The sequence below is a fragment of the Streptomyces sp. NPDC052114 genome (assembly GCF_040680155.1).
Lineage (GTDB): Bacteria > Actinomycetota > Actinomycetes > Streptomycetales > Streptomycetaceae > Streptomyces.
In genome coordinates this window covers 1-15,719 of the sequence record NZ_JBFAWC010000013.1, presented here as the reverse complement: position 1 = coordinate 15,719, position 15,719 = coordinate 1, and the positions used below count along the sequence as shown (strand labels likewise).

General features: G+C 73.0%; 16 protein-coding genes. 3 read left to right on the top strand and 13 right to left on the bottom strand.

Annotated elements, in window-relative coordinates; genetic code table 11:
* Positions 1-151 precede the first annotated feature (151 nt).
* From AB0L89_RS27070 to AB0L89_RS27055, 4 genes are all read right to left on the bottom strand, one after another.
* The gene (locus AB0L89_RS27070) at positions 152-1,030 is read right to left on the bottom strand and encodes an alpha/beta hydrolase (protein WP_365145978.1); all 879 of its coding nucleotides are present in this window, start codon (positions 1,028-1,030) and stop codon (positions 152-154) included.
* Between the two features lie 90 nt (positions 1,031-1,120).
* Entirely contained in the window at positions 1,121-2,323 is a 1,203-nt protein-coding gene (kynU, locus tag AB0L89_RS27065) for a kynureninase (RefSeq protein ID WP_365145976.1), read from the bottom strand.
* Complete coding sequence (locus tag AB0L89_RS27060) at positions 2,316-3,209, bottom strand: tryptophan 2,3-dioxygenase family protein (RefSeq protein ID WP_365145973.1); 894 nt, start codon at positions 3,207-3,209, stop codon at positions 2,316-2,318. Before AB0L89_RS27060 ends, kynU begins: the two co-directional genes overlap by 8 nt.
* Positions 3,210-3,359: 150 nt before the next feature.
* A complete protein-coding gene (locus AB0L89_RS27055; RefSeq protein ID WP_365145970.1) occupies positions 3,360-3,956 on the bottom strand; it encodes a CGNR zinc finger domain-containing protein in 597 nt (198 codons plus the stop codon).
* A 120-nt stretch (positions 3,957-4,076) separates the two neighbouring features.
* Between AB0L89_RS27055 and AB0L89_RS27050 the strand changes: the two genes are divergently transcribed.
* Positions 4,077-5,207: an NADH:flavin oxidoreductase gene (locus AB0L89_RS27050; protein WP_365145967.1), complete on the top strand. Its 1,131-nt coding sequence runs from the start codon at positions 4,077-4,079 to the stop codon at positions 5,205-5,207.
* Positions 5,208-5,317: 110 nt separating this feature from the next.
* On the opposite strand, the gene AB0L89_RS27045 is transcribed toward AB0L89_RS27050, so the two are convergent.
* The 8 genes from AB0L89_RS27045 to AB0L89_RS27010 all read right to left on the bottom strand — a co-directional run bounded on the left by AB0L89_RS27045 (position 5,318) and on the right by AB0L89_RS27010 (position 12,309).
* On the bottom strand, positions 5,318-5,731 hold the full coding sequence (locus tag AB0L89_RS27045; protein ID WP_365145964.1) for a DUF3151 domain-containing protein: 414 nt from the start codon (positions 5,729-5,731) through the stop codon (positions 5,318-5,320).
* A gap of 100 nt (positions 5,732-5,831) precedes the next feature.
* Positions 5,832-6,854 (bottom strand): class II fructose-bisphosphate aldolase, encoded by a 1,023-nt coding sequence (fbaA, locus tag AB0L89_RS27040; protein WP_365145961.1) that lies wholly within the window; start codon positions 6,852-6,854, stop codon positions 5,832-5,834.
* Between the two features lie 135 nt (positions 6,855-6,989).
* Positions 6,990-7,541 carry an orotate phosphoribosyltransferase gene (gene pyrE, locus AB0L89_RS27035; protein ID WP_365145958.1) on the bottom strand — a complete coding sequence of 184 codons (552 nt, stop codon included), beginning with the start codon at positions 7,539-7,541 and terminating at the stop codon, positions 6,990-6,992.
* 10 nt (positions 7,542-7,551) lie between these two features.
* Positions 7,552-8,346 (bottom strand): aldose 1-epimerase, encoded by a 795-nt coding sequence (locus AB0L89_RS27030; RefSeq protein WP_365145955.1) that lies wholly within the window; start codon positions 8,344-8,346, stop codon positions 7,552-7,554.
* 144 nt (positions 8,347-8,490) lie between these two features.
* On the bottom strand, positions 8,491-9,345 hold the full coding sequence (locus AB0L89_RS27025) for an SRPBCC domain-containing protein (protein WP_365145952.1): 855 nt from the start codon (positions 9,343-9,345) through the stop codon (positions 8,491-8,493).
* A 60-nt stretch (positions 9,346-9,405) separates the two neighbouring features.
* Positions 9,406-10,974 carry a polyamine aminopropyltransferase gene (locus tag AB0L89_RS27020; RefSeq protein ID WP_365145949.1) on the bottom strand — a complete coding sequence of 523 codons (1,569 nt, stop codon included), beginning with the start codon at positions 10,972-10,974 and terminating at the stop codon, positions 9,406-9,408.
* Between the two features lie 112 nt (positions 10,975-11,086).
* Positions 11,087-11,611 carry a DUF2617 family protein gene (locus AB0L89_RS27015; protein WP_365145946.1) on the bottom strand — a complete coding sequence of 175 codons (525 nt, stop codon included), beginning with the start codon at positions 11,609-11,611 and terminating at the stop codon, positions 11,087-11,089.
* Between the two features lie 395 nt (positions 11,612-12,006).
* Entirely contained in the window at positions 12,007-12,309 is a 303-nt protein-coding gene (locus AB0L89_RS27010) for a hypothetical protein (protein ID WP_365145943.1), read from the bottom strand.
* Between the two features lie 123 nt (positions 12,310-12,432).
* Between AB0L89_RS27010 and AB0L89_RS27005 the strand changes: the two genes are divergently transcribed.
* Both AB0L89_RS27005 and AB0L89_RS27000 read left to right on the top strand, forming a co-directional pair.
* On the top strand, positions 12,433-13,632 hold the full coding sequence (locus AB0L89_RS27005; protein WP_365145940.1) for a pyridoxal phosphate-dependent aminotransferase: 1,200 nt from the start codon (positions 12,433-12,435) through the stop codon (positions 13,630-13,632).
* A gap of 201 nt (positions 13,633-13,833) precedes the next feature.
* Positions 13,834-14,964: a glycosyltransferase family 39 protein gene (locus AB0L89_RS27000; protein WP_365146547.1), complete on the top strand. Its 1,131-nt coding sequence runs from the start codon at positions 13,834-13,836 to the stop codon at positions 14,962-14,964.
* A 9-nt stretch (positions 14,965-14,973) separates the two neighbouring features.
* On the opposite strand, the gene AB0L89_RS26995 is transcribed toward AB0L89_RS27000, so the two are convergent.
* The gene (locus tag AB0L89_RS26995) at positions 14,974-15,522 is read right to left on the bottom strand and encodes a YbjN domain-containing protein (protein ID WP_365145937.1); all 549 of its coding nucleotides are present in this window, start codon (positions 15,520-15,522) and stop codon (positions 14,974-14,976) included.
* Positions 15,523-15,719 lie beyond the last annotated feature (197 nt).

Genomic DNA, 15,719 nt, shown 5'->3' with positions numbered 1-15,719 from the left:
CGGCCCGTCCTGCCCGCCTGGGTCTGAGTGGTCGTCTCTGTCACGTCTACGAAGGTACGGGGGCGCCGCTGCCGGGGCGTCCGCAGCAAGAGGGGTTCTGCCGGGTCCGTCCCAGGTACTACACGCTCCGCCGGCGGTGGACCGGCGCGCCTCAGAACGCCAGCTGTGCGATCTCCTCCGCCACCACCGCGCACGCGTCGGCCGCCGGGTCGATCAGGGGGAAGTGCCCCACGTCCTCCAGGAGCGTCAGGCCCACCACCTCGCCGGCCTTCGCCGCGGCGTCGGCGTACGCCTCGGCCACGGCCTGCGGCACGACGATGTCGGTGCGCCCCTGCACCACGGTCGTGGCGATGCCCGTCGGGAGCAGCGCGGCCGGGTCGGCGTACGGCAGGCGCTCCGCGAACCGCTCGGCGCCGCCGAGGAACTGCGCCGACGCGCCCCCGCACACCGCGAGCTCCTCGGCGACCGTGAAGTCCGCGATCGGCGCGAGCGCGACGACACCGCGCAGCGCGGCCGGGCGGTCGGTGCGCCAGGGCGCGTCGGCGGGCAGCAGGTGCCGGGCGGCCGCCCACAGCGCGAGGTGGCCGCCCGCGGAGTGCCCGGTCACGACGGTGCGGCGCGGGTCGGCCGACGGCAGGGCGTCCCGTACGAGCGCGGGGAGCGCGTCGAACGCGGCGGCCACGTCGTCGAACGTCTCCGGCCAGCGCCCGGCCACCGGCCCGTCGCCGCCCTGCGCGGGAATCGAACTGCCCCTGCGGTACTCGACGTTGGCCACCGCGAAGCCGCGGCGGGCCAGGAAGTCCGCGAAGGGCGTGATGTGCTGCCGGTCGTAGGGTGCCCGCCAGGCGCCGCCGTGCAGGACGACGACCAGCGGCACGGGCGCGGCCGCCGCCCCCTTGGGGGCGTAGAAGTCCACGACCTGGTCGGGGTGTTCGCCGTACGAGGCGGTGGCGTCCGGCTTCACGGCGGGATGCGCGAAGGCGGCGTCCGCCTCGGCGGCATCGCGGGCCACGGCGGCGTCGTCCGGCATGCGGCAACCTCTCAACGGCAGTGCGGCTGGCGGTGATGCTCCCACTCTTCCGTGGTGCGGAAAAGCGGGAGCAAGATCCGCCGGACGCTATCAGTCCAGCGTGCGCGCCAGCACCCGAGCCGCCCGCTCGGCGTCCGCGAAGGAGACGTACAGCGGGGTGAATCCGAAGCGCAGCACGTCAGGGGCGCGGAAGTCGCCGACCACACCCTGCTCGACGAGGCGCTTCATCACGTCGCCCGCCCCGTCGCAGCGCAGCGCGACCTGACTGCCGCGCTCGGCGTGCGCGACCGGCGTGAGCGACTCGACGCGCCCCTCGGGTACGTACGCATCGACGCACCGCAGGAAGAAGTCCGTCAGGGCGAGGGACTTGGCCCGCACGGCGTCGACGGAGACGCCGTCCCAGGCGTCGAGCGCCGCCTCAAGGGCGAGCATCGACAGGATGTCCGGCGTGCCGACGCGCCCGCGCAGCGCGCCGTCCGCGGCCTCGAACTCCGGCCGCATGCCGAAGGGTTCGGCGTGCGAGTTCCAGCCGGGCAGCGGCGAGTCGAAGCGGTCCTGGAGGCTCTCGCGCACGTAGAGGTAGGCGGGCGAACCCGGCCCGCCGTTCAGGTACTTGTACGTGCAGCCCACCGCGAGGTCGACGCCGTGCTCGTCCAGGCCGACCGGCAGGGCGCCCGCCGTGTGGCACAGGTCCCAGACGGCGAGGGCGCCCGCCGCGTGGATCGCCGCCGTCAGGCCCGGCAGGTCGTGCAGGCGTCCGGTGCGGTAGTCGGCGTGGTTGAGGAGCACGGCGGCGGTGCGCTCGCCGAGGACGCCGTGCACCTCGCCCGGCGCGACCGGGATCAGCCGGCATCCGGTGAGGCGGGCGGCGGACCGCGCGATGTACCCGTCCGTGGGGAACGTCGTGGCGTCAACGACGATCTCGTCGCGCCCCTCGTCCGGGTGTGCGGGGTCCCGTGCGATACGGACGGCGGCCACCAGCGCCTTGAAGACGTTCACGCTGGTGGAGTCGCCGACCACGATCTGCCCCGGGGCGGCGCCGACGAGCGGGGCGATGCGGTCGCCGATGCGCTCGGGGGCGGTCCACCAGCCGCTCTCGTCCCAGGAGCGGATGCGGAGCTTCCCCCACTCGTGGGTCATCACCTCGGCCATCCGCCCGGGGACGTTCGCGGGCAGGGCGCCCAGCGAGTTGCCGTCCAGATAGATGGTGTCGTCGAGGACGAACTCGGCGCGCTTGGAACGGAGTTCGTCCTTCTCGTCGAGGGCCTCGGCCTCGGTCCGCAGGTCAGACATGGCTCCTCGCAGTCCACAGCTCGGGGAACACGTTCTTCGCGGCGCGCTTCTCCAGCCACGCCACACCGGCGGAGCCGCCCGTGCCCGTCTTGGCGCCCATGGCGCGGCGGGTGGCGACCAGGTGGTCGTTGCGCCAGCGCCAGACCAGCTCGGCGACGTCGGTGAGCGTCTCGCCGAGGCGGGCCAGGTCGTCGCTCTCGTCGCCGGAGTAGAGCTCCGTCCAGACGGCCTCGACCTCGGGCGACGGCTCGTACTTCGCGGCGAGGTCGCGCTCCAGGACGGCGGCCGGGATCGCGTGGCCGCGCCGGGCGAGCAGGCGCAGCACCTCGTCGTACAGGCTCGGCTCCTGGAGGGCCTTCTCCAGCTCCGCGTGGACGCGCGGCGCGCCGCGGTGCGGGACCAGCATCGACGCGGACTTCTCGCCGAGCAGGAACTCCATGCGGCGGTACATCGCCGACTGGAAGCCGGAGCCCTCGCCGAGCGCGCTGCGGTAGGAGTTGAACTGCGCGGGGGTGAGCTGGGCGAGCGGGCGCCAGGAGGCGTTCAGGGCCTCCAGCTCGCGCAGGCTGCGCTTGAGCGCGGCGACCGCGACGGGGATGTCGTCGCGGCGCAGGGCGTGCGCGGCGGTCTCCCACTCGTGGACGATCACCGTGAACCACAGCTCCATGACCTGGGTGGTGACCAGGAAGACCATCTCGCCGGGGTCGTCCGAGCGGGGGTGCTGGAGGTGGGTGAGGACGTCCGCCTGGACGTAGTCCTCGTACGGGGTGGTGCCCGCGAAGTCGAGGTGGGGGCTCTCGCCCTCGGGGGTCCCTGCGGACCCGCCACGCGCCTCGGTGGACGCCTCGTGCGCCGGGGTGGACGCCTCATGCGTCTGTGGGGACATCGCTGTCTCCTCGATACGTACTCCGGGTAGCGGTCCGCCCCTACCGGTACCGGCACGGGGGCCCCGGTCCCCACCGGAATCTTCTGCAACTTTCTCCGAAACGGCAAGGGATGTCCGGTCCCGGACAGCGCCCACAGCGGGACGCTGCTGTCAGTCCTGCGAGCGCTTGCGCTGCCTGCACGCCCGCTGGTGGGCGGCGTTCCCGCAGCCGCGCACCGAGTGCCAGACGCCGCTGTTGTTGCGGGAGCGGTCGAAGAACGCGGCGGCGCAGGGTTCGTTGCGGCAGATCTTCAGGCGGCGCCAGACGCCCGCGGTCTGGGCGAGCAGCCCCTCGGCGAGCACCGCGGAGGCCAGCCAGCGCGCGCCCGCGCCCTCCGGCTCCACGGTCAGGCAGCCGTTGCCGCCGAGCGAGACGACCACGGGCGCCGAGGTGAAGCGCACCGCGTCCCCGCCCCCTTCCCCGGCGGCGAGCGCCCGGCGCAGCTGGTCGCGCAGGCAGCGCAGCTTGGGCAGGTCCTCGGCGGTCAGCACCAGACGCACGTCGCCGCGCCCCGTCTCCCGCGCCCAGCCGCGCACGGCGCCGTCGGCCCATTCCTGGGCGGCTTCGAGCGCGCCGTCGGCCAGCAGGTCGGGCAGGTCGGCGGCGGCGGAGTGGCCGGTGGGCGCGGTGTTCAGGAGGTCCTGGACGAGGGCGAGGCCGCCGGGCGCGGGGGTCAGACAGTGCCGCTCGGTCGCTGGCCAGTTCATGCCGTTCAAGGTACCCGCTCGGGACCCGCCCTTCATGCGGCATCACCAAAAGCCGTACAGTGCTGTCACCGATGTAAGACGATGTCCGTGCCGAAAGCACCGAGAGCCCCAGGAGAACCCATGGAAGCCACGGAAACGACGACGTCGCGCGCCGCGCGGATCCTCGGCCGTCCCTTCGACATCAACGGCCTCACCCTGCGCAACCGCATCGCCATGGCCCCCATGACCCGCCAGTTCTCCCCGGACGGCGTGCCCGGCGCCGACGTCGCGGAGTACTACGCGCGCCGCGCCGCGGGCGGCACCGGCCTGATCATCACCGAGGGCACCTACGTCGACCACGCCTCGGCCGGCAGCAGCCACCGCGTCCCGCACTTCCACGGCGACGCCGCGCTCGCGGGCTGGCGGAAGGTCGCCGAGGCCGTGCACACGGCGGGCGGAAAGATCGTCCCGCAGCTCTGGCACGTCGGCGCGACCCGCAACGAGGGCGACGGGCCGTTCCCCGACGCGCCGCCCGCCGGGCCCTCCGGGCTCGACCTCGACGGCGCGGCGAAGGGCCACGCGATGACGTCCGCCGACGTCGACGAGGTCATCGCGGCCTTCGCCCGCGCGGCGGCCGACGCGGAGCGGATCGGCTTCGACGGCGTCGAACTGCACGGCGCGCACGGCTACTTGATCGACCAGTTCCTCTGGGGCCGCACCAACCGCCGCACCGACGGCTACGGCGGCGACCTCGCCTCCCGCACCCGCTTCGCCGCGGAGATCGTCGAGGCGGTGCGCGCGGCGGTCTCGCCCGGCTTCCCCGTGATCCTCCGCCTCTCGCAGTGGAAGGCCAACGCCTACGACGAGAAGCTGGCCGCGGACCCGGCCGAACTGGATGCCCTGCTCGCGCCGTTGGCGGCCGCGGGCGTCGACGCCTTCCACGCGTCCACGCGCCGCTACTGGCTCCCCGAGTTCGACGGCGACGACCTGAACCTCGCGGGCTGGATCAAGAAGCTCACCGGCAGGGCCGCGCTGTCCGTCGGCTCGGTCGGCCTCGACAAGCAGTTCACGGCCGCGGCGACCTTCTCCACGGAGACCACGTCCGTCACCGGCATCGACCCGCTCCTGGACCGCATGGAGCGGGACGAGTTCGACGTGATCGCGGTGGGCCGCGCGCTGATATCCGACCCGGAGTGGGCGGACAAGGCCCTCACGGACCGCCTCGACGAGGCGGCGCCGTACGACGCGGGTCTGCTGCGTTCGTTGCGCTGAGGTGCCTCTGCGGGACCGCTGTGGCCGGTCGCGCGGTTCCCCTCGCCCCCAAGAGATCCGCCCCGCGCCCCGGAAGGGGCGCGGGGCGGATGCGTTCTCAGCCGAGCGTCTCAGCCGAGCGTCTCGGCCGCCGTCTGCGAGGAGTCGCGGAGGAAGCCCGCGCAGCGCTCGTACTCCTCCTGCTCGCCGATCGCCTGCGCCGCCCGCGCCAGGGCGTGCAGCGCGCGCAGGAAGCCGCGGTTGGGCTCGTGCTCCCACGGCACCGGGCCGTGGCCCTTCCAGCCGCTGCGGCGCAGGGCGTCCAGGCCGCGGTGGTAGCCGGTACGGGCGTACGCGTACGACTCGACGACGCGGCCGTTCTCGTACGCCTCGTCGGCGAGCCGGGCCCAGGCGAGCGAGGACGTGGGGTACTTGGCGGCGACGTCGGTCGGGTCCGCGCCGTTCGCGAGCAGCTCGCGCGGCTCCGGGTCGTCGGGCAGGTGGGTCGGGGGCGGTCCCCCGAGCAGATCCTTGTGAATGGCCATGGGTTCCAGTCTGCGCCATACGCGTACGGGCCCGGCACCCAGGGAAGGGTGCCGGGCCCGTACGGAGCCGTGCCGGTGACTCCCGCGGGAGCCGCGCCGGTCACTTCAGGCGCGTGCCCGTCGAACGCAGCGCGGCGCAGGCCTCGGAGACGCGCGTGGCCATGCCGGCCTCGGCGAGCTTGCCCCAGGTGCGCGGGTCGTACGTCTTCTTCGAACCGACCTCGCCGTCGACCTTCAGGACGCCGTCGTAGTTCTTGAACATGTGGTCGGCGACCGGACGCGTGAAGGCGTACTGCGTGTCGGTGTCGAGGTTCATCTTCACGACGCCGTTCTCCAGCGCGGTGGCGATCTCCTCGGCGGTCGAGCCCGAACCGCCATGGAACACGAAGTCGAAGGGGGACGTCTTGCCGTACTTGGCGCCGACGCCCTCCTGGAGGTCCTTGAGCAGCTCGGGACGGAGGACGACGTTGCCCGGCTTGTAGACGCCGTGCACGTTGCCGAAGGACGCGGCCAGGAGGTAGCGGCCCTTCTCGCCCAGGCCCAGGGCCTCGGCGGTGCGCAGCGCGTCGTCGACGGTGGTGTACAGCTCGTCGTTGATCTCGTGGCTGACGCCGTCCTCCTCGCCGCCGGTCGGGGTGATCTCGACCTCAAGGATGATCTTGGCGGCGCGGGCCTTCTCCAGGAGCTCCTGGCCGATGGCCAGGTTGTCCGCGAGGGTCTCGGCGGAGCCGTCCCACATGTGGGACTGGAACAGCGGGTTCCGGCCGGCCTTGACGCGCTCGGCGGAGACGTCGAGCAGCGGGCGGACGTAGCCGTCGAGCTTGTCCTTGGGGCAGTGGTCGGTGTGCAGCGCGACCGTGACGTCGTACTTGGCGGCGACGATGTGCGCGAACTCGGCGAGGGCGACGGCGCCGGTCACCATGTCCTTGCTGTGCTGGCCGCCCAGGAACTCCGCACCACCGGTGGAGATCTGGATGATGCCGTCGCTCTCGGCCTCAGCGAAGCCGCGCAGCGCGGCGTGCAGGGTCTGCGAGGAGGTGACGTTGATCGCCGGGTAGGCGAACTTGCCTGCCTTCGCCCGGTCGAGCATCTCGGCGTAGACCTCGGGAGTTGCGATGGGCATGTGTCCGCTCCTTGGGATGTGCGGGTGTGTGCTGGGCCCTGACCTATGGGGGCGACGTCATCGTCGCCCCCATCTTTCCAGACTTGCCGGACAGCTCCAGCCGGAGTGCGGCCGGATCCGCCGGGACCTAGGTCCTCAGTCGGCCAGCCCGAGGTCGTCCTTCGAGTACGCGAAGAGGTACGGCACGCCCGCACCCTCGGTGATCTTCTCGCCGGCGCCGGTCGCGCGGTCCACGATCGTGGCGACGCCGACGACCTCGGCGCCCGCCTCGCGGACGGCCTCGACGGCGGTCAGCGGCGAGCCGCCGGTGGTGGAGGTGTCCTCGACGACCAGGACGCGGCGGCCCTTGATGTCCGGGCCCTCGACGCGGCGCTGCATGCCGTGCGCCTTGGCGGCCTTGCGGACGACGAAGGCGTCCAGGCGCCTGCCGCGCGCGGCGGAGGCGTGCAGCATCGCGCCGGCGACGGGGTCGGCGCCCATGGTCAGCCCGCCCACGGCGTCGAAGTCGAGGTCCTTGGTGAGGTCGAGGAGCACCTGGCCGACCAGCGGGGCGGCCTCGCCGTCGAGGGTGATCCGGCGGAGGTCGATGTAGTAGTCGGCCTCCAGGCCGGAGGAGAGCGTCACCTTGCCGTGCACGACGGCCTTGTCCTTGATCTGCTGCAGCAGCTCGCCGCGTACGTCAGTCATGCCTATGAGCTTAAAGCCGCCGCCAGGTCCAGGTCGTCGCCGTCTCCAGGGGCTCGATGGGCGTGACCAGGCGCGGGTCGGTGTTGAGCCCGTCCGGCGGCCCGGTCTGCGGCTCGACGCAGACCGCGGCCTCCTGCTCGTCGTACACGACGACCCACTGCTCGCGGCTCTTGACGTTCACTTCGAGCGCTCCGGGCCAGGTCAGCGTCACGTCGACGCCCTCGGGCATGCCGAAGCAGTCGTCCCAGGGGCCGGGCCGCACGTCGATACGGCGGCCGGTGGGCAGGTGGTCGTCGCCGCGCTCCTCCTGCCAGGCGGGGGCGAAGTCGACGCGGACGGGGTCGCCGCCGCCGTCCAGGGAGCGGTTGAACCAGGGGTGCCAGCCGGCCTGCGCGGGGAAGGAGCCGCCGTGCGTCTCGATGCCCAGGCGCAGCGTCAGCGCCTCCTCGGTGAGCTCCACGATCTGGGTGACGCGGCCGGGGTAGGGCCAGGGGTCGGTCAGTTCGTACGTGAAGACGGCCTCGGTCTTCGAGGTGCGCGCCGTGCGCCACTCGGCGTCGCGGGCGAAGCCGTGGATGGCGTGCGGCGGGGAGTTGAGCGGCATCTGATGGACGGTCGCGCCGTCGCGGAACCGCCCGTCCCGGATACGGCCGCACCAGGGCACCATCGGGAAGCAGCCGTACTTCTGCCCCTGCCTCAGCAGCTCGACGCCGCCGATGCGGAGACTTCCGATACGACAGCCATGGCCCGGCTGCACGGCAACTTCCGCGTCACCCGCGGTAAGGATCACGTCTTCGGTACTCACGACCCGACCCTACGGCGTCCCACCCCGGGGAACGAGACGGACCACCCCCCAGAGCCCCGCAGGGGCGCGGGGAACTGCGCGACCGGCCACAGGCGGCCCGCAGGGACGGACGGGCCGAGGAACCCCTTCGCCCGGCGCACGCCGTCAGCGGCGCCTCCGCAGGGCCCGTCCGACGACGATCGCGGAGGCGAGCGCGACGGCCGCGGCGGGCGCGGCCCACCGGAGCGTGGCCCGCGTGGACAGCGCCTCGGGAGCCGGCGCGGGCGCGTACCGCCCGCGCGGCGGCGCATGGTCGACCTCCTCGGCACTGCGACCGATCATGGTGCGCCGCGCATGCGCCGCCTCGGCGGGCGCCACACCGAGGCCGTCGTCGTCCAGCAGGTCCTCGGCGTCATCCGCGTCGTCCGCGTCATCCACGTCGTCGAGCCCGTCGAGGTCGTCGGCGAGCGGGTCGAGGGACGGCGGCGGCACCTCCGTCTCGAAGACGGAGGGCGCGACGGCCGGGGCCGCCGGAGCCTCCGGAGCCGCGGACGCCCCCTCGGCGCCGGACTCCTCCGGCACCGTGTCGGGCGGCGCCCCCGCGCCCAGCCCCTCCGCGAACCGTTCGAGCAGCCTTCGCACAGCGGATTCCACAGCCTGTGGAGAACTTTCCGCGATCCGCCCGTCCGCGGCCCCGCTCCCGGTGAACACGAGCGTCGTCCCCGCGACGGCCGGCACGAGCCGCACGGTCAGCGACAGCTTCACGGAGCCGGAGCCGCGCGCCTCCGTGCCCTCGCCCTCGACGGCGTACGTCCCGTCCTTGCGCGCCACGGCCGTCGCCGCGCCGCGATACGTGATGGTGTGCCCCCCGACGCGCAGCCGCAGCCGCCCGGAGAGCGGCCCCGCCGTCTCCTCCGCGTCGCGCTGGAGCCCCGGGACCGCCCCGGCGACCCGCTCGGGGTCGGCCAGGACCTGCCGGAGCCGCTCTGCCGAGACCGGGACGAACACCTCATGCTCCATGGCAGCCGAGCCTACCCATGCGGGCGCCGCCGTATACGTGTGTTCGGCGCAGCGTGTACGTCAGTTCGCGTAACGCGGGTGCACCAGGGTGGAGGGCGCGAGCCCCGGCAGCCGGGTCCGCTCCGCCGCCCACGCCCCCGTGCGCACCACCTCGGACCCGGCCGAGCGCAGCAGCACGGGCCGGGTCCGCGAGGCCAGCAGGAACCCCCAGTCGCGCGGGGCGCGCGCGCCCTCCGCCGTGCGGTCGGGCCCGGCGGCGAAGCCGGACTCCCGGCCGCCGACGCGGTACGGCACGGTCCGCAGCCCCGCCGCGCGCAGCGTCGCCTCCACCGTCCAGAAGACGCGCACCCGGGTGGACAGCGGGCCCGCGTGCACGGCGAGCCGCCCGCCCTCGGCGAGGACCCGGGTGGTCAGGCCGTAGAACTCCTGGGAGTACAGCTTCGTGCTGGCCGTGATGCCGGGGTCCGGCAGGTCGGAGATCACCACGTCGTACGTCGCGCGGGCCGAGCGCAGCCAGCGGAACGCGTCGGCGGTCACCACGTGGACGCGCGGGTCGCGGTACACATGGCCGTTGAGCGCGCTGAGGACGGGGTCGCGGCGGGCCAGGCCGACGACGGCGGCGTCCAGCTCGACGATGTCGACGCGGCGCACGCCCCGGTGGCGCAGCACCTCGCGCGCCGCGAGGCCGTCGCCGCCGCCGAGGACCAGCACGCGCGCGTGGGGGCCGCGCATCGCGGGTGCGACGAGCCCCTGGTGGTAGGGCTTCTCGTCGCGTCCGCTGATGCGCAGCCGGCCGTCGAGGAAGAGGTGCAGGGTGCTGCGCTTCGCGCCGGTGAGGACGACCTCCTGCACGTCCGTCTGGACGGCGACCCGCACGTCCCCGCCGTACACCGCCCTGCGCGCGGCCCGCTCGAAGTCGTCGACGAGGACGGCGGCCGAGGCGAGCAGGGAGAGCACCACGACGTTCGCCGTGAGCAGTACCCAGCGCCCGCGCGTGCTCAGGTCGCGCCCGAAGAGGCCGAAGACGAGCGCGCCGCCCGCGAGCGCGTTGACCGCGCCGGTGAACAGGGCGCCCGTCAGCTGCCCGAGCAGCGGGAGCAGCAGGAAGGGGAAGGCGAGACCGCCGACCAGCGCGCCCACGTAGTCCGCGGCGAACAGGTCGGCGACGGCGCCGCTGGCGTCCTGGCGGCGGATGCGCTGGATGAGCACCATCAGGAGCGGCACCTCGGCGCCGATGAGGACGCCGATGGCGAGGGAGAACGCGACGAGCAGCCAGCGCGATCCGCTCGCCCACACCTCGCCCTTGTCGCCGGTCCACGCGAACGCCGCGTACAGGGCCATGGCGCTGCACCCGCCGACCAGCGCGAGCGCCGCCTCGACGAGGCCGAACCAGGCCGAGGCCCGGCACCGCAGCCGCTTGGCGAGCAGCGAGCCGATGCCCATGGCGAACACCATCACGGAGAGCACCACGGAGGCCTGGGTGACGGAGTCCCCGATCAGGTACGAGGCGAGGGCCACCAGTTCGAGTTCGTAGACGAGCCCGCAGGCAGCGCAGACGAACACGCCCACGAGAACGAAGAACCGTCCTGCTCCGGGCGAGACCGGCAACCGCACCGACGACTCGATCACGCCAGCACGCTACGTCACCGCGCACTCGCACTGGGTCCCCCACAAGGGTGCAACTAGGTGTAGAAGCGCCACACCTGGTGCACCCGCGGCGGACGGCCGCGGCGCCCGCCGGTCACAGGGCGGCGGGCATCGGCATCCGTACGCCCACCCGGGTGCGCGTCGCCACCAACTGCCCGTCCTGCGGGTACGCGTGCCACGTACGCCACATGACCGAGCCCTCGTGGCGCTGCGCCAGCATCGCGGTGAAGGCGTGCGGGCTGCCGGGGAACACGCCGGCCAGGCCGTGCGGATGCTCGGCCACCAGGGCGAGCAACTCCTGCGCGCGGCCCGCGAACTGACCGCTCGACAGCGTCTCGACGCGCGCCGCGAACTCGTACTCCCAGTCCCCCACGCGCTTGGAGACGCCGAGCGGCAGGGGCGTACTGCTGCCGGGGATGCAGGCCACGGTCTCGGAACAGCTGCCGTGTTCCTCCTCAAGGAGCACCTGGTGCGAGGCCCCCAGCAGCCTGAGCTGCATCTTCGCGTCGGACAGTTCGAGTTCGAGGGTGGCCAGGGCGGGCAACGGCTCGCGCCCCAGGGCCCAGGCGAGGTCCGCGGCGCGCGTGTCGGTGTAGACAGTCTTCAGGGTCGTGAGCATGGGTCGGCTCCGCTAACACGCAATGGAGGTGGGGCCGGCGCACCCGGATCAGGTACCGGGAGGTCGGAATGCCGGCTCGTGCCCACAAGAACGTCACGTGACGAGTCTCCAGACCTGGGTCCGTGAAACCTGTGCCGGACGATTGAGGGCGGTGCTGACGATTAAGAGGGAATCATGGTCGGCGACACTGCCACAGCGTTTTTACCCAACTTCGTAGGGTTTCCATCCCCCCGAGGGCTGCACAGTTCAACTGTTCAGTCGTCCTTCACGGCATGGCGCCGGGGCACACCTCCGTCGCACCACGACACACGACCACGCGCAACACGAAAGCGCCCGGTGGGAGTTGCCTCTCCCGCCGGGCGCCGCCGTGGAACCGGTGGACCAGCTGCCCCGTGTCAGCTGCCTCCGCCGCATCCGCCCCCGCCGCCTCCGCACGAGGAACCGCCCCCGCAGGAGGAACCTCCGCCACCACAGGAGGAGCTGCTGCCGCAGGCGTGCCCGCCGCCGCCACCGTGGTGCCCCGAGCCGTAGCTCCCGTCGTAGGACCCGGCCCACCAGCTGCCGCCCGCCGTGCTCGACGCGGTGCCCGAGCTCCACTTCGCGCGCTTCCGCCGCCGGCTGCTGCCGCCGAAGCTGATCGCCGCCGCCAGGGCGAACACGAACAACGCAATGAAGATGAAGGCCACGACCACGGCCATCACGCTCCTTCCGTTCCCCCGAAGCGGGTCCCCCCGTGGGCCTCGCTTCTTGCGTGACAGGGGAATGCCCGTGCGCACGCCGACGCAAAGCAGAGTTGAGGAAGTCCAGAGGTTCGGCGCAGGATGACGGCCATGACCTCCACTTCCGGGAGCGGGCGCCCGCTGCTCAACCGCCGCCTCGCCGAGTTCGGTACGACGATCTTCGCCGAGATGTCGGCACTCGCGGTGAGAACGGGCGCGATCAACCTCGGCCAGGGATTCCCCGACACCGACGGCCCCGAGGCGGTGCGCGAGGCCGCGGTGCGGGCGCTGCGCGACGGGCGCGGCAACCAGTACCCGCCGGGCCCCGGCGTCCCGGAGCTGCGCACCGCGATCGCCGCACACCAACTCGCCCGCTACGGCCTCTCCTACGACCCCGACCGCGAGGTCCTCGTGACGGCGGGCGCCACCGAGGCGATCGCCGCGTCGCTGCTCGCCCTCGTCGAGCCGGGTGACGAGGTCGTCGCACTGGAGCCCTATTACGACTCGTACGCCGCCTCGATCGCCCTGGCGGGCGGCACCCGCGTCCCCGTCACGCTGCGCCCCCGCGACGGCCGTTTCGTCCTCGACCTGGACGAGCTGCGCGACGCCGTCACCGACCGCACCCGGCTGATCCTCCTCAACACCCCGCACAACCCGACCGGCACGGTCCTCACCCGCGCCGAGCTCACGGAGATCGCGAAGCTGGCCGTCGAGCGGGACCTCCTCGTCGTCACCGACGAGGTCTACGAACACCTGGTCTTCGACGACGCCGAGCACATCCCGCTGGCCTCGCTGCCCGGCATGCGCGAGCGCACCGTCACCATCGGCTCGGCGGGCAAGACGTTCTCCTTCACGGGCTGGAAGGTCGGCTGGGTGACGGCCACGCCCGAGCTGGTGACGGCGGTCCGCTCGGCGAAGCAGTTCCTCACGTACGTCTCCTCGGGGCCCTTCCAGTACGCGGTGGCCGAGGCGCTCGCCCTGCCCGACTCCTACTTCGCCGACTTCCGCGCGGACATGCTGGCCAAGCGGGACCTGCTGAGCGAGGGCCTGACGGCGGCCGGGTTCGACGTCTACCGTCCGGCGGGCACGTACTTCATCACGACCGACATCACGCCCCTCGGCGAGACCGACGGGTTCGCCTTCTGCCGCTCCCTGCCGGAGCGTGCCGGTGTCGTCGCCATCCCGAACGCGGTCTTCTACGACCACCGGGACGCGGGGGCGCCCTTCGTGCGGTTCGCCTTCTGCAAGCGGACGTCCGTCCTGGAGGAGGCCGTCACGCGGCTCAAGTCGCTGGCGGGGTGACGCTGCTGAGGGAGCGACGGCCCTGAGGGTCTGACGGGCCGTCGGCTCCGACGGGCCGTCGCTTACCCCGCACGGACGACCCGGGTCGCGCGGGGCCCGCGTGGGGCGCAGGGTGCGGGTGTGAGTCGTACCCTGCTGGCCGCCCCCGTATCGGCACCCCGCACCGGGGGCTGTGCCCACCCGTCCCGCCCCGCGGGACGCCTGCCCGCAACAGCGTCAGGCCCTCTCCTCGCCCTCGGGATCTTCGCCGCCGTCCGGCTCACCGGGCTCGCGTGCGTCGCCCTCGTCGCGCACCTCACCCACCAGGACGCCTTCCGGCTGCTCGGGATGTCGTGGGACTCGCGGTGGTACACGGGGATCGCCGCGCACGGGTACGGGCGCACCCTCCACTTCGAGCCCGGTGTGGTCCAGAGCGACCTCGCCTTCTTCCCGCTCTACCCGGGGCTGGTGCGCGCCGTCACCGCCGTCCTGCCCGTCGGCCACGGCGCCGCCGGGCTGCTGCTGTCCTGGCTCGCGGCGGGGGCCGCCGCCTGGGGCGTGTACGCGATCGGGGAGCGGCTGCACGGGCGGCGCACCGCCGTCCTCCTCGTGGCGCTCTGGGCACTGCTCCCGCACTCCGTCGTGCTGTCCCTCGCGTACACGGAGCCGGTGCTCACCGCGCTCGCGGCCTGGTCGCTGTACGCGGTGCTGAGCGGGCGGTGGCTGTGGGCCGGTTCGCTGGCCGCCCTCGCGGGGCTCGCGCGGCCCAACGGCTTCGCGGTGGCCGCGGCGGTCTGCGCGGCGGCCGCGTTCGAGCTGGTCCGGTGGCGGCGCCGGAAAGTTCCCCACAGCCTGTGGAAAGTTTGTACGGGCGCGGCGCTCGCCCCGCTCGGCTGGACCGCTTATGTCCTCTATGTCGGCATCCGCACCGGCGATCCGCTGCGCGGCTACTTCGCGGTGCAGGACGGCTGGGGGTCCCGCTTCGACTTCGGCGCGGGCTCGCTCGCCTTCGTGAAGCACCTGCTGCGCGACGGCGACAAGCTGGTCTTCGCGATGACGATGGTGATCGTCGCGGCGGCGCTGCTCCTGTTCGCGCTGCTCGTCGCGGACCGCGCCGCGCCGCTGCCGCTCCTCGTCTACACGGGCGTGCTGGTGCTGATCACGGTCGGCGGCTCCGGCTTCTTCGAGTCCAAGCCGCGCTTCCTGCTGCCCGCGTTCCCGCTGCTGATCCCGCTGGCCCTGGCCATGACGAGAGCCCGGCCGAGGAGCGCCCACCTGGTGGTGGTCGCCCTGGCCGGGCTCTCGTTCGCGTATGGGACGTATCTGGTGACGATCGCCCACATGCCGTTGTGAGGCGGGGGCTCAGGCCTGCTCGTCGCCGGGCTTCTCGTCGCCCTCGCCGTCGGCCGAGTCCACGTCGGCCTCCAGGCCCAGCTGCTCGACGAGCCAGCGGTCGAACTCGATCGCGGCGCGCACCCAGCTGACCGTCGACGACACGAAGTGCTCCAGCGAGACGCCGGTGCCGATCAGCATCTGGGCCTCACCGATGAGGCGGACCGTGCCGTCGTCGTGCGTGTGGCTGTAGACCTTCGGCCACAGCGTGCGGCGGTTCCAGTCGTCGATCGACTCGAGAAGCCGCTGCTTCTCCTCGATCTGGTGCGGCCGGTCGTAGAACGTCCGCACCGAGAAGACCTGCTGGTCGTCCTCGCCGCGGAACATGAAGTACGTACGGAACTCCTCCCACGGCGCCGCGAGGTCACCCTCGTCGTCGACGACGTGCTTGAGCTCCATCTGGTCCAGGAGCTGCTTGACCAGGTCCTGGTCGGGGACGACGGGGCCCGCCGGTCCTGCGCCCTGCTGCGGTTCGGGCTGGCCCCCGAAATTCGGAATCGAGGACGGGTCGATGCTCACGTGCTTTGTCCCTTCGTATGGATGGGCCCATCCTCTCCCAGGGTGGGGCCCCCGGGGCAAGCCCGGCCCCTCGACTGCCGGGTTTCTGCCGTCCGCCGACCGCGGACAGGCCGTGGCCGGTCGCGCAGTTCCCCGCGCCCCTGACGGGTGCTGCGCCGGCGCGACCAGGTCCAGCCCGGCACCACCGATCAGCGTCT